Raw genomic sequence first — 23,148 nt, 5'->3', positions numbered from 1 at the left:
AGCGTTCACAGCATCTGCCCAGGAGTGCCCCATGTCCAATCCCATACTGTTGCCGGTGCTGGAATGGGCGCGTCGGCTGCGCTACCCCACCCTGTTCAAGATCACGGCCGCGCTGTTCGCGGTGACCCTGGTGATCCCCGACCCGCTGCCGTTCGTGGATGAAATCCTGTTCGGCCTGGGCACGCTGCTGCTGGCCAACTGGAAACGGCGCGGCGACTCGACCCCACCGCCATTGCCGAGCAAGCGCCGCGCGTGAGGTTGATCGATAGTCATTGCCACCTGGATGCGGGTGAGTTCGATGCCGATCGGCCTGAGGTGATCGCGCGCGCCCGCACGGCGGGTGTTTTCGCGCAGGTGGTGCCGGCCGTCACCGCCGCCAGCTGGCCCGGGCTGCGGGAGGCCTGCAGGCTGGCCGACGGATTGCACCCGGCATACGGACTGCACCCGATGTTCCTGGATCAGCACCGCCCCGAGCACCTGGACGAACTACGCGCGTGGCTGGAGCGCGAGCGCCCCTGCGCGGTTGGCGAGTGCGGGCTGGATTTCTTCGTCGAAGGGCTGGACCCGGACAGCCAGCGGCATTACTTCCTCGGCCAATTGAGGCTGGCGCGCGAATTCGACCTGCCGGTGATCGTGCATGCGCGCCGCGCGGTCGATGCGGTGATCGCGGCGATCAAGCAGGTCGGGGGCCTGCGCGGCGTGGTGCACAGCTTTTCCGGCAGCCCCGAGCAGGCGCGGCAACTGCACCAGCTCGGCTTCCTGATCGGGCTGGGCGGCCCGTTGACCTATGACCGCGCCCAGCGCCTGCACCGCCTGGTGGCCAACATGCCCTTGGCGCAGCTGCTGCTGGAGACCGACGCACCGGACCAGCCGGATGCGGGCATCCGCGGCGAGCGAAATGAGCCGGCGCGGCTGCCGGTGATCCTGGAGGCGGTGGCGCGGCTGCGCGGGGAGCCGGCGGCGGTGATTGCCGCGCAGACCACGGCCAATGCCGAGGCATTGTTCGGCCTGTGAGTGGACGGTCCGCCCGGATCAAGCCTCGGCGGCCGCTGCACCCTTGTTCGGCTTCATCAACATCTCCAGCGCCTTGCCCACCGCCGCAAACGCGAACGCACCGGTGATGTGGGTGGCCGCGCCCAGGCCCGCGCCGCAATCCAGCTTCAGCGCCGCATCCGCGCCAAGGTTCGGACGGATGCCACACACGCTGCCGTCAGCCTGCGGGTACTTCACGTTCTCCAGCGAGTACACCGCCGGCACGCCGAAGTAGCGCGAGGCGTTCTTGGGGAAGTTGAAGTCGCTGCGCAGTTTCTTGCGGATCAGCGCCATCATCGCGTCGTGCTCGGTGCGCGACACATCCCGGATCCGCACCAGGGTGGGATCGGTACGGCCGCCGGCAGCGCCCACGGTCAGGATCGGCAGCTTGCGGCGGCGGCACCAGGCAATGGTCTCGACCTTGACCCGGAAGCTGTCGCACGCATCGATCACCAGATCGAAATCGCGGTCCAGCAGCTCGACCATGTTGGACACGGTCAGGAACGAGGCGATCGCATCGACGCTGATGTCCGGGTTGATCGCGCGGCAGCGCTCGGCCATCGCCTCGGCCTTGTTGCGGCCGTACTGGCCGGCCAGCGCGGGCAGCTGGCGGTTGGTGTTGGAGACACAGATGTCGTCGGCATCGATAAGGGTCAGATGCCCGACCGCCGTGCGCGCCAGCGCTTCCACCACCCACGAGCCAACCCCGCCCATGCCCACCACCGCCACCCGGCGGGTGGCGAGTAGATCCACGGTGCCTACCCCATACAACCGGTCGATGCCGGCAAATCGTTCGCGCAGTACGTCGTTCATGCGGACATTTTAATGCGCGCAGGCCAGCGCCGGTACGCGCCGTGGACAGGACGCGTCGTACCATCGCCGCAGCCGCCCCTCAAGGAAGCCTTCACCATGAACGACCCCGTGACGCCGTCCCGCCGCCCCTCCGCCGCCTATCGCTACCTGTTCGTCGGCCTGCTCGGGCTGGTGATCGGCCTGATCGCCACGGTGATGGTCTCGCGCGCCATCCAGGCCCGCCAGGACCCCTTCCCGGATGCGCTGATGCACGTGATGAACCGCCAGGTGGAGCTGCTGCAGGCGGCGCAGGCGCAGAACCGCTGCAGCCTGGCCGATACCGTGCCGCGGCTGCAGACCCTGCGCTCGCTGTCCAATGATCTGGACCTGGCCTTTCCCGGCCTGAAGGACAGCCAGGGCTTCCAGCAGCACGCCAGCGCCCTGCGCGCCACGCTCAACGAGGCATTGGCCGCACCGCCGACCGACTGCCCGGGCATGGCCACGCTGGTGGAAAAGATCCAGACCGACTGCAAGGCCTGCCACCAGGATTTCCGCTGATTCATCTTCCAGCCACGCTGGCAGCCCGGGATTGGCACGCTGTTCACGCAGCACAGGACACGATCTGCCCCATGCGCACCAGACGCATTCGACCACCCCTCTGGCCAGGAGATACACCATGAAGATTCAACTGATCGCCGCCGCTGCTGTTGCCACCGTCGCCCTGGCTGGCTGTGCCACCACCTCGCCGGGCTACGGCAGCAGTGGCTACAACAACGGTTACGGCAATTCCGGCGGCAACTACAACACCAACCGCTGCGCTGACTGCGGGATCGTGACCCGCATCAACCAGGTCGCTTCGGGCCGCAGCGCGCCGAGCGCGACCGGCGCGGTCCTGGGTGGCATCGTCGGCGCGGTCGCCGGCCATGAAATCTCCGACCACACCGGTGGCAGCCGTGGTAACAAGAACATCGCCGCCGCCGCAGGCGCGGTGGGTGGTGCACTGGCCGGCAACCAGATCCAGAAAAACGTGACCAGCGATACCTTCGACATCACGGTGCGCATGGATGACGGTCGCACGGTCGTGGTCAACCAGCGCGACCTGGGCGGAATCCGCGAGAACACCTATGTCCGCGTGGTCAACGGCAAGGTGATCCTGCGCTGATCTGCCCCGCACACGGCGTGCAATGAAAAGGGCCCGCTTGCGCGGGCCCTTTTCATGTCTCAACCAGGCAGGACCCGGCGTGCGCTCAGAGCGGCTTGACCTTGTCGGCCTGCAGGCCCTTCTGGCCAGTCACCACTTCGAACTCGACCGCTTGACCTTCCTTCAGGCTCTTGAAGCCCTGGGATTCGATCGCACGGAAGTGCACGAATACATCTTCGCCGCTCTCACGGCTGATGAACCCGAAACCCTTCGCGTCGTTGAACCACTTGACGGTGCCCTTCTCAGCCATCTCAGCTACTCCCTAACTGTCTTGTTGTTGGATACACCCGTACAGGCGGCTGACAGCAAGGGGGAAGCGAGGTGCAACGATGCAGCGGATCCGGAAGATCTACCATCATCAGGCCACGATCCACGGTGACCTTGCCAAGCTCAGCGCCTGCAACTTAACCCGAGCAAAACGAAAAAGCAACTAGCCAAAAGCTTGCGATGTCAACCCCATTTCAGGAACCATACTGGACAGCATGGACCCTTCATTCATCTTGTATCTGCTAGCCGTCCTCTTGGTGCTGGTCGGCATCGCCGGCATCATCCTCCCCGCCCTGCCCGGCATTCCCCTGGTGTTCGCCGGCCTGCTGCTGGCCGCATGGGCCGATGGCTTCGTGCATGTGGGATGGCTGCCGCTGACGCTGCTCGGCCTGTTGACGCTGGTTTCCTTCGCCGTGGACATCCTGGCCACCGTGGTCGGCGCGCAACGCGTAGGTGCCAGCCGCAAGGCCCTGTGGGGTACGTTCCTGGGCAGCATCGCCGGCGTGTTCTTCATGCCGATCGGTCTGTTCGTCGGGCCGTTGGCCGGCGCCCTGCTGGGCGAGTACTGGCACACACGCGAGCTCGGGCGGTCCACCAAGGTGGGCCTGGCGACATGGCTGGGCATCCTGCTCGGATTCGCCCTGAAGCTGGCGCTGGTGATCGCGATGCTGGGCCTGTTCGCCTTTGCCTGGATCTTCTGACCGCCCACGACACGCGGACTTTCACACCCCGAGCACACCACTGACCGGCATAAACCCGGTCAGATCGATGGCATCGCGTGCTGGCAGGAATGCCGGGCAGCGGCGACACTGTGCGATCAGACCCATTCATTTTTGTCACGCGGCCCTGCTCCCATGACCCTGCCCTATTCCCGCTCCGCCCTGTTCACTGCCCTGGCCCTGGCCGGCACCGCCCTGCCCGCTGCAGCACAGGAGGCGGCACCGAAGCCGGCGTCACCGGAGGCCTGCGCACTGGTGGACACCGACGCGGCGCGTCTGGCGTGCTACGACACGCTGTTTGGTCGTACGCCGGACGTGACCCTGGCCGCCGATGCGGCGGCCACCGCCGCAAAGCAGGAACGCCGCGAAGAGCGCCAGGCCGCACGCGGGGCCGATGCCGATGCGCCTGCGGCACAGCGGGTGAAGCAGCGTCTTGGCGAAGTGTTCAAGAACGACGGCCACCAGGACGCCCTGGCCAACGCCGGCAAGGGCTCGCTGCTGGACAGCCGCTGGGAACTGGCCCAGGACTCCAAGCTGGGCGCCTTCCAGCTGCGCGCCTACAAGCCGGTCTACCTGCTGCCCGCCTTCTGGACCAGCGACAAGAACCAGATGCCGCAGTCGCCCAACCCGGTCAATACGGTCACCACCTCGCAGCAGCTGGACAGCGCGGAACTGAAGTTCCAGCTCAGCTTCAAGACCAAGGTCGTGGAGAACCTGTTCGGCGACAACGGCGACATCTGGGCCGGCTACACGCAGAGCTCGCGCTGGCAGGCCTACAACGCCGACAACTCGCGTCCGTTCCGTGAGACCAATTACGAGCCGGAAGTGATGCTGATGTTCCGCAATGGCTACTCGCTCGGCGGCTGGCGCGGGCGCATGAGCGGGATCAGTGTCAACCACATGTCCAACGGCCGCGCCGATCCCCTGTCGCGCAGCTGGAACCGGGTGATCGCCACCGTCGGCCTGGACCGCGAGAACTGGGCGCTGGTCCTGCGCCCGTGGTATCGCATCCCGGAAGACCGCAAGGACGACAACAACCCGGACATCTCCGATTACATGGGCCGCGGCGACGCCACCCTGACCTGGAACAAGAACGGTCACGAGGTCTCGCTGATGGCGCGGCACTCGCTGCGTGGCGGTGATCGCTCGCACGGTGCGCTGCAGCTTGATTACGGCTTCCCGATCAGCAACCTGCTGCGCGGTCACGTGCAGATCTTCGATGGCTACGGCGAGAGCATGATCGACTACAACCACAAGGCCACGTATGTGGGCTTGGGTGTGTCGCTGCTGGAGTGGTATTGATGGCGGTGACGATCTGGCACAACCCGCGCTGCAGCAATTCACGCGGGGCGCTGGAACTGCTGCGTGAGCACGGCATTGAGCCGGTGGTGATCGAATATCTGAAGACGCCGCCCAGCCGTGCCACGCTGGCCACCCTGATCACGCGCATGGGCATCGCCCCGCGCGCGTTGCTGCGCAGCAAGGAGCCGGCCTATGGTTCGCTCGGGCTGGACGACGCCGCGCTATCCGATGCCGCGCTGATCGAGGCGATGGTCGCCCATCCCGAACTGATCAACCGGCCGATCGTGGAGACCCCGCGCGGGACACGCCTGTGCCGGCCGCCGGAGACGGTGCTGGAGATCCTGCCGGCGTAAGGCTGCGCCTCAGCTGCCTCCGCAGCGGCTGGTACACCGGTTGTTATCCTCGCCGCAGGTCAGTGCGGGCAGCCGGTTGCGGCAGTAGTCGCTGCTGGCCTGACATGATTTACGCAGGTCCGGGTTGTCGATCTTGTCGCACTTCGCGTCGCGCTGGGTCGCCACCCCGGCGCTACAGCTGTCGCCGCTGCCAAACCCGGTACGGCTGGTCATGCAACTATCGTACTGACGCTGGCACTGCTGCATGCACTGATTGGCAGCGGTGACCTCGCGCAGGCTGGGCGGGGCGGCGTGGAAATCGCCATCACTGCTGCAGGCGCTGACCAGCAGGATCAACAGCAGGGCGAAAAGCATCCGTGGCATCGTCGTGCTCCGTGTGGAAGGCATCCGGCCGTGGCCGGCATGTGTGCATGCCCGGACTGTAGCACTGCTTGTTTTCCGAATTAATAGCCGGGCTGCCACCGCAGCCGCAAATGCCCCTTCCGTTACGTCGGCTCAGGCGCTCACAATAGCGCCGCCCTTCTAACTGGATGCCAGCGGATGACCCGACCACGTCGCTCGTTCTTCGCCTACGGCTCGGCTCTGTTGGGACTGCTCAGCCTGATGGGCGTGGCCTGCTTTCATTTTCCGGATCTGCTGACCAGCCGCGAGTTCCGCGCGGTCTACAACGAACAGTTCGCCCGCCACCTGCTGCTGGTCGGGCTGGCCGCCTCCTTCATCATGGGCACCCTGGCGATCCTGCGCGACCGCAACAAGCGGATCGCCACGATCGGCGTCGGCAGCGCCACCCTCGCGGTGCTGCTGGGCGGTACCAACGTGCAGTTCGATGCGATCGGGCAGACCCCCTACTCGCTGGGTCTGGACTGGTTCGTGCTGTCGCTGTTCTTCTCGGCGCTGGTGTTCGTGCCGCTGGAGCGCTACCTCGGCCAACGTACGCTGTCGCCGCTACGGCCGGGCTGGCGTACCGATGTCGGCTATTTCTTCATGAGCCACGTGCTGGTGCAGTTCATCCTGATCCTGGTGACCGCCTCGACCTCGACCATTGCCGGGCTGGCCGCGTTTCCTGCGCTCAAGACGTTGATCCAGTCGATGCCGGTGTGGCTGCAGTTCCTGATCGCGGTATTCGTCGCGGACATGGCCCAGGCACTTCTGCACCGCGCGTATCACAACACCCCATGGCTCTGGCGCTTCCACGCCGTGCACCACTCCAGCCGGCACATGGACTGGCTGGCCGGCTCGCGCATCCATTTCGTCGAAATCGTCATGACCCGCAGCTGCGTGCTGCTGCCCCTGCTGGTGCTCGGCTTCTCGACCCCGGCGATCAACGCCTACGTGATTCTGGTGGGTCTGCAGGCGGTGCTGGCCCACGCCAACCTGGGCATCCGGTTCGGCTGGCTGGAGTACCTGCTGGTGCTGCCGCGCTACCACCACTGGCATCACGCGCGGCAGCAGGAGTACGTCGACGTCAACTACGCCATCCACCTGCCGTTGGTAGACATGCTGATGGGCACCTTCAAACTGCCACGGGATCAGCGCGAATGGCCGCGGGAATACGGTGTCATGAAACTGGAGACCGTGCCCAAGGGGCTGCTCAACCAGCACCTGATGCCATTCCGCGCGCGCCGCACCTTCGACGAGTACGTCGACTGAATCCAGTCAGCGCCAGTCGTTGATGCCCTCGCGCCGGTAGACCTCGGCGAACGCCGGCCGTGCTTTCAGGCGATCGGCGTAGGCCTTCAACGCCGGCCAGGTGTCACTCGGCGTGGGCATGTTGCGCGACCAGCGCATCAGCATCACCAGCATGAAATCGACGACGCTCAACGCGTCGCCCAGCACATACGGCCCGCGCGTGGACAGATGCTCGGCCAGGTGCTGCCACGCGCCTTCCAGCCGCTCGCGCGCCCGCTGGCGGGCCGCCTCCACATGCTCGGGGCCGGCCATTTCCTGCGGGTAGAACCACGCCCGGTACGCCGGCTGCACGGTGTTGGCACACCAAAACATCCAGCGGTAGGCCTCGGCGCGATCGGCAGTCCCCGGGGCCGGCAGCAGAGCCGCGTCCGGATGGCGGTCGGCCAGGTGCAGCGCGATCGCTGCCGCTTCGGTCAATACCTGCCCGTCCAGCACCAGCGTCGGCACCAGGCCTGCGGGATTCAACGCGAGATACGCGGCATCCTTGTGCTCGCGCTTGTCGAAATCCAACAGCACCAGATCGTGCTCGATCTGCAGTTCCAGCAACAGCCAATGGACGACCAGGGCGGCGGTACTCGGCGATCCATACAACGTGGTGCGCATGCGTGGGTGCCTCTCAGGGGAAGGCCCGCATTATGCGCGCGCCACGCGCAGGGGTGGACAACGAAAAACGGCGCCCTCGGGCGCCGTTTTCGTTTCAGCAGCGTATCAACCCGTGGCCGATACCTGCCGTATTGCCGCGACCGGAAGCCTCAGGCAACCACGACCGGAATCTTGCCGATGCGGGCCTGCCATTCGCGCGGGCCGGTCTGGTGCACGGACTCGCCGGTGGAATCCACCGCCACGGTGACCGGCATGTCCTGCACGGTGAACTCGTAGATCGCTTCCATGCCCAGATCGGCGAAGCCGACCACCTTGGCTGCCTTGATCGCCTTGGACACCAGGTACGCCGAGCCGCCGACCGCCATCAGGTAGGCCGACTTGTTGTCACGGATCGCTTCGATCGCCGCCGGGCCGCGCTCGGCCTTGCCGACCATGCCCAGCAGGCCGGTCTGTTCCAGCACCTGGCGGGTGAACTTGTCCATGCGGGTGGCGGTGGTCGGGCCGGCCGGGCCCACCACTTCGTCGCGCACCGGATCGACCGGGCCAACGTAGTAGATGAAGCGGCCCTTGAGGTCGACCGGCAGCGGTTCGCCCTTGTCCAGCATCTCCACCATGCGCTTGTGCGCGGCGTCGCGGCCGGTCAGCAGCTTGCCGTTGAGCAGCAGGGTCTGGCCCGGCTTCCAGCTGGCGACGTCTTCCGGAGTGATCGTGTCCAGATCGACACGGGTGCCCTTGGAGGCGTCGTAGGTGATCTGCGGCCAGTCTTCCAGCGAGGGCGGGTCGAGCATCACCGGGCCACTGCCATCCAGGGTGAAGTGCGCATGGCGGGTGGCCGCGCAGTTCGGGATCATCGCCACCGGCAGATTGGCGGCGTGGGTCGGGAAGTCCTTGACCTTGATGTCCAGCACGGTGGTCAGGCCACCCAGGCCCTGCGCACCGATGCCCAGCGCGTTGACCTTGTCGAACAGCTCCAGGCGCAGCTCTTCGGCGCGGTTGGAGGCGCCACGGGCCTTGAGCTCGTTGATGTCGATCGGCTCCATCAGCGATTCCTTGGCCAGCAGCATCGCCTTCTCGGCGGTGCCGCCGATGCCGATGCCGAGCATGCCCGGCGGGCACCAGCCGGCACCCATGGTCGGCACGGTCTTGAGTACCCAGTCCACGATCGAGTCGGACGGGTTGAGCATGGCGAACTTGCTCTTGGCTTCCGAACCGCCGCCCTTGGCCGCGACAATCACCTCCACGGTGTCACCCGGGACGACCTTGACGTTGACCACGCCCGGGGTGTTGTCCTTGGTGTTGATGCGCTTGCCGGCCGGATCGGCCAGCACCGAGGCGCGCAGCTTGTTGTCCGGGTAGTTGTAGGCGCGGCGCACGCCTTCGTTGGCCATGTCCTCCACGCCCATGGTGGCGTCGTCCCAGCGCACGTTCATGCCGATTTCCAGGAACACGGTGACGATGCCGGTGTCCTGGCAGATCGGCCGGTGGCCTTCGGCGCACATGCGCGAATTGATCAGGATCTGGGCCATCGCCTCCTTCGCGGCCGGCGACTCTTCGCGCTCATAGGCAGCGTTGAGGCTCTTGATGTAATCGACCGGGTGGTAGTACGAGATGTACTGCAGCGCGTCGGCGATGGACTGGATGAGGTCTTCCTGCTTGATCGATGTCACGACTTGCTCGCTTGCTGGAGGCTGGCGGGGGTTGAACCGCCGATTTTAACAACTACCGCCCGGCGGCGTTGAGAATCGCTCGCGGTGGCGGGGTTTGGTGCACAGTGGGCGCCCCGCCTTGTCACAGCGGCCTGCCCGGCCGCGTCCTCCTGGCATGACCCCGACCGATACCTTCCAGACCCACCGCCCCCGCCTGTTCGCCTTGGCCTACCGCCTGCTGGGCAGCCGCAGCGACGCCGAGGACATCGTCCAGGACGCCTGGCTGCGCTGGCAGGGCGCCGACACCGGCGTGATCCGCGACCCGGAGGGCTGGCTGGTCACGGCCACCACCCGGCTCGGCCTGGACCGGCTGCGCGCCCTGCGCAGCGCGCGCGTGGAGTACGTCGGGCCGTGGCTGCCCGAGCCGCTGGAGATCGCCCTGGACCCGGACCCGCTGCAGGACCCGGCCCAGCGCCATGCCCTCGCCGACGAGGTCTCGGTGGCTTTCCTGGCACTGCTGGAGCAGCTCAAGCCGGATGAGCGCGCCGCCTTCCTGCTCAAGGATGTGTTCGACTACGACTACCCGGACATCGCGCCCCTGCTGGAGCACTCCCCCGCCAACTGCCGGCAACTGGTGCACCGGGCGCGGCAGCGACTGCAGACCGGCGCCCCACGCTTCACCGTCTCGCCCGCCCAGCACCGCGACCTGCTGGCGCGCTTCATGGACGCCTCGCAGCAGGGTGATCTGGACGCGATCCGCGCCCTGCTCGATGCCAATGCCGAGATGATCTCCGACGGCGGTGGCCGCGTGACCGCAGCGATCCGCCCCCTGCTCGGCGCCGAGCGCATCGCGCAGCTGTACTGGGCGATCGCGCGCCGCAACGGCCAGCATCCGGCGCAGCTCGGCCAGGTCAATGGCGAGCCGGCGATCCTGCGTTTCGCGGGCGACCAGCTGCACTCGGTGACGATGATCACGGTCGATGCCGGACGGATCGTGCGCGTGCTCAGCGTGCTCAATCCGGAAAAACTCACCGGCCTTGTCACAGCGCGCGATGCTGGCGCGTCCTCCTGATGAAGACGGCCATTGCGGCCGTCATGGAGTCCCCGATGTCCACCTCACCGCGCGTTCCATACACCCGCCTCGCCGCCGAGGCCTTCAAGGGCCTGCTCGCCACCAGCAAGGCCGTGCACGACAGTTCGATCGACCCCGTATTGATGGAACTGGTGTTCCTGCGTGTCTCGCAGATCAATGGCTGCGGTTACTGCATGGACATGCATGCCACCACCCTGCGCAAGGGCGGCATCGAACCGCGCAAGCTCGATACGCTGCCAGCCTGGCACGAGAGCCGCTTCTTCGATGCGCGCGAGCGCGCCGCGCTGGGCTGGGCCGAGGCGCTGACGCGCTTGAGCAGCGCCGCCCCGTCCGATGCCGCCTACGACGCCCTGGCACCGCATTTCGATGAGCAGGGCATCAGCGACCTGAGCATGGGCATCGCGGTGATCAACGCCTGGAACCGCCTCGGCGCCGGCCTGCTGCCGCCGCTGCCATAAGGGTCGGGTAGTGCCGGCCGCTGGCCGGCTCCGCACGATGCTGGATGCGACCTGGAGCCGGCCAGCGGCCGGCACTACCGGGTAGCGGTGTACCGGCTGCACCTTTCTGCGGGGCGTACGCGTCTGCAATCTGCGCAGGCACTGACTTCATGCATCAACCACGGTCACGGCGCGCACAATACCGCCCATGCCCGCCTCCCCCGCTGCCGGTGCACCCGGCCAGAAGAATCCCAGCCTGCGTGAGCGCGTCAATGCGATGCGCAACCTGCCCCCGTTCCTGCGCCAGGTCTGGCAGAGCAGCCCGGGGCTGACCCTGGCCAGCCTCGGCCTGCGCGTGATCCGTGCGTTGCTGCCGGTGGCGATGTTGTACGTCGGCAAGTTGATCATCGATGCCGCCGTGCAGCTCAGCCAGCATGATGCCGGCTTCCCGCCGTTCGGCGAGGCACTGTCCAGTGGCCTGCTCAATCCCCTGCTGGGCCTGCTCGCGCTCGAGTTCGGCCTGGCGATGGCCTCGGACCTGCTTGGCCGCATGGTCAGCTACGCCGATACCCTGCTGTCGGAGCTGTTCACCAACGTCACCAGCGTGCGCTTGATGGAACACGCCGCCGAGCTGGACCTGGAGGATTTCGAAGACCCCGACCTGCAGGACAAACTGGACCGGGCACGGCGCCAGACCATGGGCCGGATGAACCTGATGAGCCAGCTGTTCGGCCAGGTGCAGGACAGCATCACGGTGGCCAGCCTCGCGGTCGGCCTGATCGTGTACGCGCCGTGGTTGATCCTGCTGCTGGCGGTGGCACTGATACCGGCCTTCATCGGCGAATCGCACTTCAACGCAGCCGGTTACAGCCTCAACTTCCAGTGGACGCCCGAGCGCCGACAGCTGGAGTACCTGCGCCAGATCGGGGCCAGCGTGGAGACTGCCAAGGAGGTGAAGATCTTCAACCTCCATCGCTTCCTGATCGATCGCTACAAGCTACTGGCCGAGAAGTTCTATCTCGCCAACCGTGCGCTGGCCCGCAAGCGTGCGATCTGGGGCACGCTGCTGGCAGCACTCGGTACGCTGGGCTATTACGCCGCCTACGCCTACATCGCCTGGCGCACCGTGCGCGGCGATTTCTCGATCGGCGACCTCACCTTCCTGGCCGGCAGCTTCCTGCGCCTGCGCCAGCTGCTGGAAGGCCTGCTGATCGGCTTTTCACAGGTTGCCGGCCAGGCGCTGTACCTGGACGATCTGTTCTCGTTCTTCCAGATCGAACCGGAAATCCACTCGCGCCCGGATGCCATCGCCATCCCGCAGCCGATCACCCAGGGCTTCGTGTTCGAGAACGTCGGTTTCCGCTATCCCGACGCCGAAAGCTGGGCGGTGCGGCATCTGGATTTCGACCTGCGTGCCGGTGAAGTTCTGGCGCTGGTGGGTGAGAACGGTGCCGGCAAAACCACCCTGGTCAAGCTGCTGGCCCGCCTGTACGACCCCGATGAAGGCCGCATCCTGCTCGATGGCCGCGACCTGCGCGACTACGACCTGGATGACCTGCGCGCCAACATGGGCGTGATCTTCCAGGACTTCGTGCGCTACAACCTCAGCGCCGGCGAGAACATCGGCGTCGGCCTGGTCGAGGCGATGGGCGACGACGCCCGCATCCGCGATGCCGCCCGGCGCGGCATGGCCGATGAGGTGATCGCCGGCCTGCCCGGTGGCTACGACCAGCTGATCGGCCGCCGCTTCAAGATGGGCGTGGACCTTTCCGGTGGCCAGTGGCAGAAGATTGCGATCGCGCGGGCCTACATGCGCGATGCGCAGGTCATGATCCTGGATGAACCGACCGCGGCGCTGGATGCGCGCAGCGAGTTCGAGGTGTTCCAGCGCTTCAAGGAACTGTCCGACAACCGCACGGCGGTGTTGATCTCGCACCGCTTTTCCTCGGTGCGCATGGCCGACCGCATCCTGGTGCTGGCCGGCGGCCGGATCGAGGCAAGCGGCACCCATGCCGAGCTGATGACCCAGGGCGGCCGGTATGCCGAACTGTTCGAACTGCAGGCGGCCGGTTACCGCTGAAACCCAGACACGACAGGCCTGTCCGGCCAGTCAATGAGAATTTATCTCATTTGAGATAAACTAGACCCGACGAAACCGACCAGAACCCCACCCCCATGTCTTCCGCTTTTGGCGCCGAAACGGTGCTTGAGGTCCGTCACTGGACCGACGCCTACTTCAGCTTCACCACGACCCGCGACAGCGGCTTCCGCTTCGAGAACGGCCAGTTCGTGATGATCGGCCTGGAAACCGAAGCGCGCCCATTGCTGCGCGCGTACTCCATCGCCAGTGCCAACTGGGAAGAAAACCTGGAGTTCTTCAGCATCAAGGTGCAGGACGGCCCGCTGACCTCGCGCCTGCAGCACATCAAGCCGGGCGACAAGGTGCTGGTCGGCAAGAAGCCTACCGGCACCCTGCTGATCAGCGACCTGCACCCGGGCAAGCACCTGTACCTGCTCGGCACCGGCACCGGCCTGGCGCCGTGGCTGTCGGTGATCAAGGACCCGGAAACCTACGAGCGCTTCGACAAGGTGATCCTCACCCACGGCGTGCGTTACGAAAAGGACCTGGCCTACCGCGAGCTGTTCGAGAAGGAACTGCGCGAGCACGAATTCCTCGGCGAGATGATCGGCGACAAGCTGCTCTACTATCCGGCCGTCACGCGCGAAGCCTTCCCCAACCAGGGCCGCCTGACCTCGCTGATGGAAAGCGGCGAGATGCAGAAGACCCTCGGCCTGCCGCCGCTGGATCCGGAAAACGACCGCGCCATGATCTGCGGCAGCCCGCAGATGCTGGCCGACCTGCGCACCGTGCTGGACAGCCGCGGCTTCCAGACCTCGCCGCGCATCGGCACCCCGGGCCACTACGTCTTCGAACGCGCCTTCGTCGAAAAGTAATCGCGGCGCCTGGCTCCGCGTGGCTGATCGACCAACCTGCGCGCCAGCCGGACAGAGCCCGGCTCTACGGAGCTGATTTGCCGACCGCGGCCCTGCCGGGCAGAGCCGACCCTTGGTCGGCTCTCGCGGCAACGAACGCATGCACGTTGGGCTATATTCCGCGTCAGCCCGGCAACGGCCGGGCCTGACCTGGAGCCGTACCGATGATCAGGAAGATCCGCCCCGCCCTCGCCTGCCTGCTGCTCGCCATGAGCCTGGCTGCCAGCGCCGCCGCGCCCGCGACGCCCTCACCGAGAGCCGGCGATATCCCGCCGCAGATCCTGGGCAAGGACCGCCAGGGCAATGTGGTGGACCTGGCCAGCCAGCGCGGCAAGGTCGTCATCGTCACGTTCTGGGCCTCGTGGTGCGGCCCGTGCCGCAAGGAACTGCCGATCCTGGGCCAGCTGCAGAAGGTCATCGGGCATGACGCGCTGCAGGTCTACGCGGTGAACCTGAAGGAACCGCGCGCCGATTTCGCCGCCATCGCCCGCAGCCGCAAGGCCCCGCCACTGGACTACATCCACGACGCCAAGGGCGAGGTCAGCGACCAGTACGGCATCCAGACCATCCCGCACATGTTCATCATCGGCCACGACGGCAGCATCGCCGGCGTGCATCGCGGCTACTCCGAGAAGAGCCTGCCAAAGATCGTCGACGACATTCTCGCCCTCCTGCCCGAAGACGTGCGCAACCGGAAAGCAGGCAGCTGATTCCACCGCTGTGGTGTAGAGCCACGCCATGCGTGGCTGGAACGTTGGGCGAACCGGTAATGCGAGGAGCCGGCCAGCGGCCGGCACTACCGGGATCACGGAGCCGGGCAGAGCCCGGCGTTACGCCAGCGCCGCTTCGATGTCGCCGCGTAGCGACTCGGGCTTGTCGGTCGGCGCATAGCGGCCCAGCACCTGCCCATCGCGGCCGACCAGGAACTTGCTGAAGTTCCACTTGATTCCCCGCGTGCCCAGCACCCCGGCCTTCTCGGCCTTGAGCCACTGCCACAGCGGATCAGCGCCGTCGCCGTTGACCTCCACCTTGTCCGACATCGGGAAACTGACCCCATAGGTCAGCGAACAGAACTCCCCGATCTGCGCCGCATCGCCCGGCTCCTGGTGCCCGAACTGATCGCAGGGAAACCCGATCACCACCAGCCCGCGCGGCCCGAATTCCCGCCACAACGCCTCCAGCCCCTCGTACTGCGGCGTGAAGCCACACTTGCTGGCCACATTGACCAGCAGCAGCACCTTGCCCCGGTACTGCGCCAACGCCTGTGGCTGGCCCGACAGGTCCACGAACGGGAAATCGAAGGCAGTGGTCATGGCAGGGGCTCCGGTGGAAAGGCCTCTCATCTTAGCTCGCCCAGCGTATTCGGCCTGGTGGGCTGAGGAGCCGGCCGGTGGGCCGAGGAGCCGGCCAGCGGCCGGCACTACGCCTCGGGACGGCAACGACCAGGCTGGCTCTTGCAGTGGCTGCAGCCTTCTCTATGCCCTGGCCTGGCCAAAACATGCCTTTCGACACAAGCCGCTCCCCAATGGCCCGGGTTACCCTCAAAGACTTGTCTGACCGGAGAATTCCCCTTGACCACCCGTCTTGCCCTCGCCGTCGCCGTGACCCTCGGCCTGGCCCTGCCCGCCTATTCCGCCACCGCCGCCACCCCGGCCGCGACCACCGCCCAGCAGGCCAACCCGTTCTTCGCCGACAGCCCGCTGCCGCTGCACTTCCCGCAGTTCGACAAGATCAAGGACAGCGACTTCGCCCCCGCCTTCGACGCCGGCATGGCCCAGCAGCTGAAGGAAGTGGAGGCGATCGCCAACAACAAGGCCAAGCCGACCTTCGACAACACCCTCATCGCCCTGGAAAAGAGCGGTGAAACCCTGGACCGCGCCACCACCGTGTTCTTCAGCCTGGTCGGTGCCGATACCAACGACGCACGCAAGAAGCTGCAGGCCGACTACTCCGCCCGCTTCGCCGCGCACAGCGACGCCATCGCGCTCAACGGCAAGCTGTTTGCCCGCATCCAGACCCTGTATGACACCCGCAGCCAGCTCGGCCTGGACGCCGAAGGCGTGCGCCTGGTCGAGAAGTACTACGAGAGCTACGTCCGCGCCGGCGCCAAGCTGTCCGAAGCCGACAAGACCAAGCTCAAGGAAATGAACGCCGAGCTGGCCAACCTGGGCACCAAGTTCAGCCAGAACGTGCTGGCCGAAGTGAATGCCTCGGCGATCACCGTCGATGACGTCAAGGACCTGGACGGCCTCTCGCAGGAGCAGATCTCCGCCGCTGCCGAAGCCGCCAAGGCCCGTGGCCAGGACGGCAAGTACGTCATCACCCTGCTCAACACCACCGGCCAGCCGCCGCTGACCAACCTGGCCAACCGCGCCCTGCGCCAGAAGATCTACGAAGCCTCCATCACCCGCGGCAGCCGCGGCGGTGAGTACGACAACACCGCCCTGGTCTCGCGCATCATGCAGCTGCGTGCCGACAAGGCCAAGCTGATGGGCTTTGCGAACTTCGCCGCCTACAACCTGACCAACCAGACCGCCAAGACCCCCGAAGCGGTCAACGCCATGCTCGGCCAGCTCGCCCCGGCCGCCGTCGCCAACGCCAAGCGCGAAGCCGCCGACCTGCAGGCGATGATCGACAAGGAGCAGAAGGCCGCCGGCAAGCCCACCTTCAAGCTGGAAGCATGGGACTGGGCGTTCTACAGCGAGAAGGTCCGCCAGGCCAAGTACAACTTCGACGAATCCCAGCTCAAGCCGTACTTCGAAATGAAGAACGTGCTCGAAAACGGCGTCTTCCACGCCGCCCAGCTGGAATTCGGCCTGACCTTCAAGCAGCGCACCGACCTGCCGGTCTACCACGACGACGTCACCGTCTATGACGTGTTCGATGCCGACGGCAGCCAGCTGGCGATCTTCATCTTCGACCCGTATGCACGCGCCTCCAAGCGCGGCGGTGCGTGGATGAACTCGTACGTCTCGCAGTCCGAGCTGACCGGCTTCAAGCCGGTGGTCGCCAACCACCTCAACATCCCCAAGCCGCCGGCCGGCAAGCCGACCCTGCTGACCTGGGATGAAGTGACCACCACCTTCCACGAATTCGGCCACGCCCTGCACGGCATGTTCTCGAACGTGAAGTACCCCTACTTCTCGGGCACCTCGGTGCCGCGCGACTTCGTCGAGTTCCCCTCGCAGGTCAACGAGATGTGGGCCGATGACCCGGTCATCCTGAAGAACTACGCCAAGCACTACCAGAACGGCACGGCCATGCCGCAGGCCCTGCTCGACAAGGTCGTCGCCGCCGCCAAGTTCAACCAGGGCTTCGCCACCACCGAATACCTCGGTGCGGCCATGCTCGATCAGCGCTGGCACCAGATCGGTCCGGACCAGGTCCCGGCCGCCAAGGACGTGATGAAGTTCGAAGCCGAGGCCCTGGCCAAGGACGGCATCTTCTACGCGCCGGTCCCGCCGCGCTACAAGACCCCGTACTTCAGCCACATCATGGGCGGCTACTCGGCCGGCTACTACGCCTACATCTGGTCTGAAGTGCTCGACGCCAATACCCAGAAGTGGTTCCGCGAAAACGGCGGCCTGAGCCGCAAGAACGGCGATCACTTCCGCCAGACCCTGCTTTCCAAGGGCGGCAGCGTCGATGCGATGGAACTGTTCCAGAACTTCGCCGGCCATGCCCCGCAGATCGAGCCGCTGCTCGAAAAGCGCGGCCTGACCTCGGGTGACGGCAAGAAGTAAGCGTTCGCTTCAACGACGTGCACGACGAAAAACGCCCGGCACCGCCGGGCGTTTTTTTGTGCCGCCATCTCATCTCACCGTGGCGCCAGGTAGCCTCCAGGCACGCCATTGGGCGACAACACCAGCTGCCACAACTGTGCATGCCGGCAGCGGAAACTCGCCATCGAACCGGCCAGATAGAACCGCCACATCCGGCGGAACCGTTCGTCATACCGCTGCGCATCCAGGCGCGGCCACGCCGCCTCGATGTTGGCCCGCCACGCCTGCAGGGTCCGGTCGTAATCGGTGCCGAAGTTGTGCCAGTCCTCCAGCACGAACACCCCTTCGAACGCGTCGGTCACCTGCGCCGCCGAGGGCAGCATCGAGTTCGGGAAGATGTACTTTGCGATCCACGGATCGGTGCGATGCCGCGACAGATTGCTGCCGATCGAATGCAGCAGGAACAATCCTTCCGGCCGCAGGCAGCGCCGCGCCATCTCGAAGTACCCGCGATAGTTCTTGTCGCCCACGTGCTCGAACATCCCCACCGACAGGATCGCGTCGAAGGACTCCTCCACGTCGTGGTAGTCCTGCAACCGTATCTCCACCGGCAACCCCGCGCACAACTGCCGCGCATAGTCCGCCTGCTCCTGCGAGATCGTCACGCCGACGCCGGACACGCCATAGCGCTCGGCCGCAAACTTCAGCGCCTCGCCCCACCCGCAGCCGATATCCAGAATGCGCTGGCCGGGGCGCAGGCCCAGCTTGCGGCAGATCAGATCGAGCTTGGCCTCCTGCGCCGCGTCCAGGTCCGCGGCCTCGCGCCAGTAACCGCAGCTGTAGACCAGCCGCTGGCCGAGCATCGCCTCGTACAGATCATTGCCCAGGTCGTAATGGCGACGGCCGACCTCGAAACTGCCGGCGCCGGCCTGCAGATTGAACACCCGCGCCTTGATCGCATCGGCCAGATCGCGCCAGCCGTGCACGCGTTCGTCCAGATGCGCCTGCATCAGATGAAAGAGGAAGTCGTCCAGCGCGCGGGCATCCCACTGCCCGTCCATGTAACTCTCGCCCAGGCCCAGCGAGCCCTGGGCCATGACCCGTGCATAGAAGCGCGGGTCGTGAACCGTGATGTCCTGCGGCTGGTCACCGTCAACGGTGACCCCCGCTTCGTGCAGCAACCCCGTGACCCGTCGTTGCAGCCCAGCGTCCACATCGCCTCCGTCGATCAGCCCCGGGCGAACAACCCCGCGACATCCTGACCCACGTGCGGCACCAGCACGGCGGCCGGGACGTCCACGGTCTGCGTGCCGTCCGAGTACGGCCCTACCTGGTAGGGCGGGAACACGAAGCGTATCGCAGAGATGCGTCCGTCGGAACCGGTCAGCGGCTGGAACTGGCTGAAGTTGTCCGCGCTGGGCCCGGTGCCATCGGCGATCATCCGGCTGGCGTTGCGCAGGGACTCCTGCATCTGCGCCGGCTCCATCTCATCGCCGCTCAGGCGCGTGGCCACGCGTTCGCGCAGCTGGTCGGCCACGTAGTCGCTGATCGCCTTCCAGCCCTTGGCATCGGCCACCAGCTTGTCGGCGGTCAGCATCTGCTGCTGCTCCGGCAGCCATACGAAGCGTGCCACCAGCGGCTCACCGTGGGCGCCACCGGTGTAACGGCTGCCATCGGCGGTCACCACCACCAGCTGCGGCGTCTCCAGCACCTTCTCGAAGGTCAGCGAGAGCTCGTAGGGCATGGTCGGCTTGTCGTTGCCCAGCCCGTCCAGCGCCTGCTGCAGCTCGGCCCGGGCGCTGTCGGCATAGCTGCCCAGCGTCTTGGCCAGGCCCGGATACCGCGCGATGTCCGGCGGATAGGTAATCCCGACCACCGCCTGCGGCGAGGTCTCGATCACGTCGCGCAGCTCGACCGGCGCATCCGGCGTCGCCGTCGGTGCAGCCGGTTCGGCGGCGGTATCGGCCGCTGCCACCGGCGCCTGCGCGTCACCGTCGCGCTTGCAGCCTGCCGCCACCACCAAGCCCATAGCCAAGGCCAACGCGCTGGTGCGCAGCGCGCAACGGTTTCCTGCGATGTTCATCCTGAAATCCCCTTGTTGTAACCCACCATCATGATCAGCCATCCCTGAAGCATGACCCGCTGCCCTCATCGGACCAGCAGGTCGTCGTACTCCTCGTGCCGCTGCAGGAACGCTTCGGCGTACGCGCAGGCAGGCACTACCTTGAATCTGTGTTCGCGCGCGTAGCGCAGCGCCACCTTGGTCAACTCACCGGCCACGCCGCGGCCGGCGATCGGCTCGGGCACCTCGGTGTGGGTGATGATCATCCGCTTGCGCTTGATCTGGTAATCCAGCAGCGCCAGATGCCCTTTGACCCGGGCCTGGAACCGGTGATGGGCCAGATCGTGCTCCACCTCGTAAGCCAGTCCGGGCGGCGTGACCGAAGCCATGAGCGGTGTCTCCTGCGGCGACTGCAGCGATAGTGCGCAGCCGGCCGCCATGATCGCGTGAAGCCTGAACAGGGGCAAGCAGCGACGTGGCGCGTCACATCCGGCCCTAAAGGCTGGAGCCGCCACGCCGATATCGGATCCGGACAGGGCGTAAAAGCTGGCATGGCTTTTGCGAAGACCTGCCTGCACGCACCCGCTCTTCCGGAGGTCCGCATGGACAACACCGCACCTGCCCCCGCCGCCCACGGCGATGCCGACAGCTCCCTGCTCGAGGGCCTGTTCCAGCTGGCCGTGAACGGCCAGACCCAGGGCTGGGAATTCGACCAGATCAACCACGAGGTCTACGCCCGGCTGCTCAGCACCTATGGCGTGGACGGCAAGAAGGCCGCCTGACGGTTGCCGGGCTCACGACCAACGGTCGTGAGCTACCCCCCCGACGCGACGACGCATCGACCCACCGTCGGTAGGTACCGACCGCTGGTCGGTACGCCCCACCCCGCGCCAGATACCACGTCGTAGGTACCGACCGTTGGTCGGTACGCGCCCAATCAACCGCCGAGGCGGAAGGCCGGGTTGCTCAGCTCACGCAGGAAGTGGCTGAAGATGCTCGGCTGCATGGCCAGCATGAACAGCACGCCGAAGGCCGCACCGGCCAGGTGCGCGCTGTGGTTGATGCGGTCGCCGCCACGGCGGTCCATCCAGATGCTGTAGCCCACGTAGAACACCGCATAGATGATCGCCGGGGCCGGAATGAACAGCACCAGGATGATCGACCACGGCTTGATCAGGATGAAGGCGAACAGCACTGCCGAGACCGCGCCCGATGCCCCCAGGCTGAGGTAGTTCGGATTCTTCTGGTTCTTCAGGTAGCTGGGAAGGATCGAGACCAGCAACGCACCCAGGTAGAACGCCGGATAGGTCAGGTAGCTGCCGCTCAACTGCAGCATCACCTGTTCGATGAAGCCGCCGAAGAAGAACAGCGTGATCATGTTGAACGCCAGGTGGGACAGATCGGCGTGGATGAACCCGTAGGTGATCAGGCGATCGTACTGACGGTTGCGGTCCACTGCCGGCGGCCACAGGATCAGGCGGTCGGCGAGCGCACGGTTCTTGAACGCCATCCACGACACGATGACGGTGATGGCGATCAGCAGCAGGTTGACTGGGGTCATGTCAGGCTCAGGCGGTGCGGTAGTTGTCGACCATACGATAGCGCTTGGCATACCAACCAAAGGCCAACGCCGCCAGGAACGCAAAGCCGGCGAAGAAGAACATCAGGAACGCCGCCTCGCTCAAGCCGGTACTGGCGATCTGGTGGGTCACCGTGTCGTTGCGCACCGCCGCGTTGGACAGCAGCACCCACAGGTTGCCGATGGTGGTGGTCAGGTTCCAGAAGCTCATCACCACGCCCTTCATGGCCTGCGGCGCCTGGCTGTAGGCGAACTCCAGGCCGGTGGCCGAGACCAGCACTTCACCGAAGGTCAGCAGCGCGTAGGGCAGCATCTGCCAGAAGATGGACATGACGTTGCCGCCATCCATCATCACCTGGATACCGCCGACCACGATCCAGGCCAGGCCGCTGAAGGCGATGCCGGCGGTCATCCGGCGCAGCGCGGTCGGCTCGAAGCCGAAGCGGCGCAGCATCGGGTACAGCACCAGGTTGTTGAACGGGATCAGGATCATCACCAGCAGCGGGTTCAGCGCCTGCATCTGCGAGGCGGTGAACCAGCTTGGCATCGCCATCTGCTGGCCCTGCAGGACCCAGGTCGAGGCCTTCTGGTCGAACAGCGAGAAGAACGGCGTGGTCAGGGCGAAGATCACCAGCACGCGCAGCACCGAGCGCACGCCCTCCACCGCCTCGGCCGGGTGCACGGCGCGGGCGCGGTCCAGCTGGATCCAGGTGCCGCCACCGATGCCGGCCAACAGCAGGACCAGCGCGATGCACAGGCAGATCACGATGCCCAGGCTGCCGACCAGCCCCATCGAGGCCACCGCCAGCACCGCACCGAGGATGGCCAGGGTACGACCCGGACGGCCCTTGCCCGGCACCTGCGCCGAGAGCGCCGTGCGCACCACGTTGCCGAACGAATGCGGGTCCTTCGGCGGCAGCGGCACCAGCACGTAGCGCTTGCGGCCCATCCAGAACACGAAGGTGGCCACGAACATCAGGATGCCCGGGATGCCGAAGGCCCACGACGGACCCAGGTTCTTCAGCGCCAGCGGAATCAGCAGCGAGGCGAACAGCGAGCCGAAGTTGATGATCCAGTAGAAGGCGTCGAACACGACCTTGGCCAGATGCTTGTTGCTCTGGTCGAACTGGTCGCCCATGAACGAGGCCACCAGCGGCTTGATGCCGCCGGCACCCAGCGCGATCAGGCCCAGGCCGACGAAGAAGCCCTGGCGGCTGTCTTCGAAGATGGCCAGGCAGGCGTGGCCGGCGCAGTAGATCAGGCTGAACCACAGGATGGTGTGGTACTTGCCGAAAAATTTGTCGGCCAGCCAGCCACCGAGCAGCGGGAAGAAATACACGCCGATCATGAAGCTGTGCATGATGTCCTTGGCCTCGCCGGCCCGGCCATCGGCCGTGATCTCCTGCAACAGCAGCGAGGTGATCAGGAACTGCACCAGGATGTTGCGCATCCCATAGAAGCTGAAGCGTTCGCAGGCCTCATTGCCGATGATGTAGGGAATCTGGCGCGGCATCTTTCCTTTGCCGGCGCTGGCGGCTGCGATATTGCTCATCCTGTGGGGCTGTCCTGCGAACACGAAAGGACCAAGATTACCGGAAGCCCCTACCCCAGCGCACGCTGCACAGCTGCATGACAGGGGCCACCGGACATGGCAGGC

At 66.0% G+C, this 23,148-nt stretch carries 26 protein-coding genes; 15 read left to right on the top strand and 11 right to left on the bottom strand.

Going from position 1 to position 23,148, the window contains the following annotated elements; genetic code table 11:
* The first annotated feature begins 31 nt into the window (after positions 1-31).
* Positions 32-256 carry a DUF6116 family protein gene (locus ORK51_RS13110; RefSeq protein WP_046274184.1) on the top strand — a complete coding sequence of 75 codons (225 nt, stop codon included), beginning with the start codon at positions 32-34 and terminating at the stop codon, positions 254-256.
* A complete protein-coding gene (locus ORK51_RS13105) occupies positions 253-1,014 on the top strand; it encodes a TatD family hydrolase (protein ID WP_266085140.1) in 762 nt (253 codons plus the stop codon). Before ORK51_RS13110 ends, ORK51_RS13105 begins: the two co-directional genes overlap by 4 nt.
* Before the next feature lie 18 nt (positions 1,015-1,032).
* On the opposite strand, the gene ORK51_RS13100 is transcribed toward ORK51_RS13105, so the two are convergent.
* The gene (locus ORK51_RS13100) at positions 1,033-1,845 is read right to left on the bottom strand and encodes a tRNA threonylcarbamoyladenosine dehydratase (protein ID WP_266085139.1); all 813 of its coding nucleotides are present in this window, start codon (positions 1,843-1,845) and stop codon (positions 1,033-1,035) included.
* Between the two features lie 96 nt (positions 1,846-1,941).
* Here ORK51_RS13100 and ORK51_RS13095 point away from each other — a divergent pair, with 96 nt between their 5' ends.
* Together ORK51_RS13095 and ORK51_RS13090 are read left to right on the top strand one after the other, a co-directional pair.
* Positions 1,942-2,382, top strand: a complete 441-nt coding sequence (locus ORK51_RS13095; RefSeq protein ID WP_019185919.1) for a cytochrome c — start codon at positions 1,942-1,944, stop codon at positions 2,380-2,382.
* A gap of 118 nt (positions 2,383-2,500) precedes the next feature.
* Positions 2,501-2,986 carry a glycine zipper 2TM domain-containing protein gene (locus ORK51_RS13090; RefSeq protein WP_019185918.1) on the top strand — a complete coding sequence of 162 codons (486 nt, stop codon included), beginning with the start codon at positions 2,501-2,503 and terminating at the stop codon, positions 2,984-2,986.
* Positions 2,987-3,071: 85 nt separating this feature from the next.
* Here ORK51_RS13090 and ORK51_RS13085 read toward each other — a convergent pair whose 3' ends face one another.
* The gene (locus ORK51_RS13085; protein WP_019185917.1) at positions 3,072-3,275 is read right to left on the bottom strand and encodes a cold-shock protein; all 204 of its coding nucleotides are present in this window, start codon (positions 3,273-3,275) and stop codon (positions 3,072-3,074) included.
* 232 nt (positions 3,276-3,507) lie between these two features.
* On the opposite strand from ORK51_RS13085, the gene ORK51_RS13080 reads away from it, so the two are divergent.
* The 3 genes from ORK51_RS13080 (at position 3,508) to arsC (ending at position 5,666) form a co-directional block, all read left to right on the top strand.
* Positions 3,508-3,993 carry a DUF456 domain-containing protein gene (locus tag ORK51_RS13080; RefSeq protein WP_102788002.1) on the top strand — a complete coding sequence of 162 codons (486 nt, stop codon included), beginning with the start codon at positions 3,508-3,510 and terminating at the stop codon, positions 3,991-3,993.
* A gap of 153 nt (positions 3,994-4,146) precedes the next feature.
* The gene (locus tag ORK51_RS13075) at positions 4,147-5,313 is read left to right on the top strand and encodes a phospholipase A (RefSeq protein WP_070425494.1); all 1,167 of its coding nucleotides are present in this window, start codon (positions 4,147-4,149) and stop codon (positions 5,311-5,313) included.
* A complete protein-coding gene (arsC, locus tag ORK51_RS13070) occupies positions 5,313-5,666 on the top strand; it encodes an arsenate reductase (glutaredoxin) (RefSeq protein WP_070425495.1) in 354 nt (117 codons plus the stop codon). Before ORK51_RS13075 ends, arsC begins: the two co-directional genes overlap by 1 nt.
* A 9-nt stretch (positions 5,667-5,675) precedes the next feature.
* Here arsC and ORK51_RS13065 read toward each other — a convergent pair whose 3' ends face one another.
* Positions 5,676-6,029: a hypothetical protein gene (locus ORK51_RS13065; RefSeq protein WP_266085138.1), complete on the bottom strand. Its 354-nt coding sequence runs from the start codon at positions 6,027-6,029 to the stop codon at positions 5,676-5,678.
* Between the two features lie 177 nt (positions 6,030-6,206).
* On the opposite strand from ORK51_RS13065, the gene ORK51_RS13060 reads away from it, so the two are divergent.
* Positions 6,207-7,316: a sterol desaturase family protein gene (locus ORK51_RS13060; protein ID WP_070425497.1), complete on the top strand. Its 1,110-nt coding sequence runs from the start codon at positions 6,207-6,209 to the stop codon at positions 7,314-7,316.
* A 6-nt stretch (positions 7,317-7,322) separates the two neighbouring features.
* Here the strand turns inward: ORK51_RS13060 and ORK51_RS13055 are convergent, their stop codons facing one another.
* Both ORK51_RS13055 and ORK51_RS13050 read right to left on the bottom strand, forming a co-directional pair.
* Positions 7,323-7,958, bottom strand: coding sequence for a glutathione S-transferase family protein (locus ORK51_RS13055; protein WP_266085137.1), 636 nt, complete (start codon positions 7,956-7,958; stop codon positions 7,323-7,325).
* Between the two features lie 149 nt (positions 7,959-8,107).
* A complete protein-coding gene (locus tag ORK51_RS13050) occupies positions 8,108-9,625 on the bottom strand; it encodes a fumarate hydratase (protein ID WP_019185911.1) in 1,518 nt (505 codons plus the stop codon).
* A 154-nt stretch (positions 9,626-9,779) separates the two neighbouring features.
* On the opposite strand from ORK51_RS13050, the gene ORK51_RS13045 reads away from it, so the two are divergent.
* The 5 genes from ORK51_RS13045 to ORK51_RS13025 all read left to right on the top strand — a co-directional run bounded on the left by ORK51_RS13045 (position 9,780) and on the right by ORK51_RS13025 (position 14,838).
* Complete coding sequence (locus ORK51_RS13045; RefSeq protein WP_261996984.1) at positions 9,780-10,676, top strand: RNA polymerase sigma-70 factor; 897 nt, start codon at positions 9,780-9,782, stop codon at positions 10,674-10,676.
* Between the two features lie 35 nt (positions 10,677-10,711).
* Positions 10,712-11,155, top strand: a complete 444-nt coding sequence (locus ORK51_RS13040; RefSeq protein WP_266085136.1) for a carboxymuconolactone decarboxylase family protein — start codon at positions 10,712-10,714, stop codon at positions 11,153-11,155.
* A 187-nt stretch (positions 11,156-11,342) separates the two neighbouring features.
* A complete protein-coding gene (locus tag ORK51_RS13035; RefSeq protein ID WP_266085135.1) occupies positions 11,343-13,214 on the top strand; it encodes an ABC transporter ATP-binding protein in 1,872 nt (623 codons plus the stop codon).
* A 95-nt stretch (positions 13,215-13,309) separates the two neighbouring features.
* A complete protein-coding gene (locus ORK51_RS13030; protein ID WP_046274192.1) occupies positions 13,310-14,089 on the top strand; it encodes a ferredoxin--NADP reductase in 780 nt (259 codons plus the stop codon).
* A gap of 203 nt (positions 14,090-14,292) precedes the next feature.
* Entirely contained in the window at positions 14,293-14,838 is a 546-nt protein-coding gene (locus ORK51_RS13025; RefSeq protein ID WP_266085134.1) for a TlpA disulfide reductase family protein, read from the top strand.
* A gap of 120 nt (positions 14,839-14,958) precedes the next feature.
* Here ORK51_RS13025 and ORK51_RS13020 read toward each other — a convergent pair whose 3' ends face one another.
* Entirely contained in the window at positions 14,959-15,441 is a 483-nt protein-coding gene (locus ORK51_RS13020; protein WP_070425503.1) for a glutathione peroxidase, read from the bottom strand.
* 258 nt (positions 15,442-15,699) lie between these two features.
* Between ORK51_RS13020 and ORK51_RS13015 the strand changes: the two genes are divergently transcribed.
* A complete protein-coding gene (locus tag ORK51_RS13015; RefSeq protein WP_070425504.1) occupies positions 15,700-17,871 on the top strand; it encodes a M3 family metallopeptidase in 2,172 nt (723 codons plus the stop codon).
* 74 nt (positions 17,872-17,945) lie between these two features.
* Here the strand turns inward: ORK51_RS13015 and cfa are convergent, their stop codons facing one another.
* From cfa to ORK51_RS13000, 3 genes are read right to left on the bottom strand one after another with little or no spacing between them, the layout of a single operon-like run.
* Positions 17,946-19,064: a cyclopropane fatty acyl phospholipid synthase gene (gene cfa, locus ORK51_RS13010; RefSeq protein WP_266085133.1), complete on the bottom strand. Its 1,119-nt coding sequence runs from the start codon at positions 19,062-19,064 to the stop codon at positions 17,946-17,948.
* A 14-nt stretch (positions 19,065-19,078) separates the two neighbouring features.
* Complete coding sequence (locus tag ORK51_RS13005) at positions 19,079-19,975, bottom strand: DUF3298 and DUF4163 domain-containing protein (protein WP_429000672.1); 897 nt, start codon at positions 19,973-19,975, stop codon at positions 19,079-19,081.
* A 23-nt stretch (positions 19,976-19,998) separates the two neighbouring features.
* Positions 19,999-20,301: a GNAT family N-acetyltransferase gene (locus tag ORK51_RS13000; RefSeq protein ID WP_019182900.1), complete on the bottom strand. Its 303-nt coding sequence runs from the start codon at positions 20,299-20,301 to the stop codon at positions 19,999-20,001.
* 213 nt (positions 20,302-20,514) lie between these two features.
* Here ORK51_RS13000 and ORK51_RS12995 point away from each other — a divergent pair, with 213 nt between their 5' ends.
* Positions 20,515-20,694 carry a hypothetical protein gene (locus ORK51_RS12995; RefSeq protein ID WP_019182899.1) on the top strand — a complete coding sequence of 60 codons (180 nt, stop codon included), beginning with the start codon at positions 20,515-20,517 and terminating at the stop codon, positions 20,692-20,694.
* 155 nt (positions 20,695-20,849) lie between these two features.
* Here ORK51_RS12995 and ORK51_RS12990 read toward each other — a convergent pair whose 3' ends face one another.
* Together ORK51_RS12990 and ORK51_RS12985 are read right to left on the bottom strand one after the other, a co-directional pair.
* Positions 20,850-21,473, bottom strand: a complete 624-nt coding sequence (locus ORK51_RS12990) for a rhomboid family intramembrane serine protease (protein ID WP_266085131.1) — start codon at positions 21,471-21,473, stop codon at positions 20,850-20,852.
* Positions 21,474-21,480: 7 nt separating this feature from the next.
* Positions 21,481-23,043, bottom strand: a complete 1,563-nt coding sequence (locus tag ORK51_RS12985; protein WP_070470348.1) for a POT-type proton-dependent oligopeptide transporter — start codon at positions 23,041-23,043, stop codon at positions 21,481-21,483.
* Positions 23,044-23,148 lie beyond the last annotated feature (105 nt).

The sequence above is a fragment of the Stenotrophomonas sp. RIT-551 genome, assembly GCF_026241915.1.
GTDB classification, from domain to species: domain Bacteria; phylum Pseudomonadota; class Gammaproteobacteria; order Xanthomonadales; family Xanthomonadaceae; genus Stenotrophomonas; species Stenotrophomonas bentonitica_A.
Note: the sequence above shows the minus strand (reverse complement) of the source record. Positions and strands in the feature narration are given on the sequence as shown.

Coding starts and splice junctions, on each gene's coding strand:
- ORK51_RS13095 (WP_019185919.1), top strand. CDS start 1,942: ATGAACGACCCCGTGACGCCGTCCCGCCGCCCCTCCGCCGCCTATCGC.
- ORK51_RS13080 (WP_102788002.1), top strand. CDS start 3,508: ATGGACCCTTCATTCATCTTGTATCTGCTAGCCGTCCTCTTGGTGCTG.
- ORK51_RS13075 (WP_070425494.1), top strand. CDS start 4,147: ATGACCCTGCCCTATTCCCGCTCCGCCCTGTTCACTGCCCTGGCCCTG.
- ORK51_RS13060 (WP_070425497.1), top strand. CDS start 6,207: ATGACCCGACCACGTCGCTCGTTCTTCGCCTACGGCTCGGCTCTGTTG.
- ORK51_RS13090 (WP_019185918.1), top strand. CDS start 2,501: ATGAAGATTCAACTGATCGCCGCCGCTGCTGTTGCCACCGTCGCCCTG.
- ORK51_RS12985 (WP_070470348.1), bottom strand. CDS start 23,043: ATGAGCAATATCGCAGCCGCCAGCGCCGGCAAAGGAAAGATGCCGCGC.
- ORK51_RS13025 (WP_266085134.1), top strand. CDS start 14,293: ATGATCAGGAAGATCCGCCCCGCCCTCGCCTGCCTGCTGCTCGCCATG.
- ORK51_RS12990 (WP_266085131.1), bottom strand. CDS start 21,473: ATGACCCCAGTCAACCTGCTGCTGATCGCCATCACCGTCATCGTGTCG.
- ORK51_RS13030 (WP_046274192.1), top strand. CDS start 13,310: ATGTCTTCCGCTTTTGGCGCCGAAACGGTGCTTGAGGTCCGTCACTGG.
- ORK51_RS13005 (WP_429000672.1), bottom strand. CDS start 19,975: ATGGCTGATCATGATGGTGGGTTACAACAAGGGGATTTCAGGATGAAC.
- arsC (WP_070425495.1), top strand. CDS start 5,313: ATGGCGGTGACGATCTGGCACAACCCGCGCTGCAGCAATTCACGCGGG.
- ORK51_RS13045 (WP_261996984.1), top strand. CDS start 9,780: ATGACCCCGACCGATACCTTCCAGACCCACCGCCCCCGCCTGTTCGCC.
- ORK51_RS13100 (WP_266085139.1), bottom strand. CDS start 1,845: ATGAACGACGTACTGCGCGAACGATTTGCCGGCATCGACCGGTTGTAT.
- ORK51_RS13055 (WP_266085137.1), bottom strand. CDS start 7,958: ATGCGCACCACGTTGTATGGATCGCCGAGTACCGCCGCCCTGGTCGTC.
- ORK51_RS13035 (WP_266085135.1), top strand. CDS start 11,343: ATGCCCGCCTCCCCCGCTGCCGGTGCACCCGGCCAGAAGAATCCCAGC.
- ORK51_RS13020 (WP_070425503.1), bottom strand. CDS start 15,441: ATGACCACTGCCTTCGATTTCCCGTTCGTGGACCTGTCGGGCCAGCCA.
- ORK51_RS13085 (WP_019185917.1), bottom strand. CDS start 3,275: ATGGCTGAGAAGGGCACCGTCAAGTGGTTCAACGACGCGAAGGGTTTC.
- ORK51_RS13040 (WP_266085136.1), top strand. CDS start 10,712: ATGTCCACCTCACCGCGCGTTCCATACACCCGCCTCGCCGCCGAGGCC.
- ORK51_RS13000 (WP_019182900.1), bottom strand. CDS start 20,301: ATGGCTTCGGTCACGCCGCCCGGACTGGCTTACGAGGTGGAGCACGAT.
- ORK51_RS13065 (WP_266085138.1), bottom strand. CDS start 6,029: ATGCCACGGATGCTTTTCGCCCTGCTGTTGATCCTGCTGGTCAGCGCC.
- ORK51_RS13110 (WP_046274184.1), top strand. CDS start 32: ATGTCCAATCCCATACTGTTGCCGGTGCTGGAATGGGCGCGTCGGCTG.
- ORK51_RS12995 (WP_019182899.1), top strand. CDS start 20,515: ATGGACAACACCGCACCTGCCCCCGCCGCCCACGGCGATGCCGACAGC.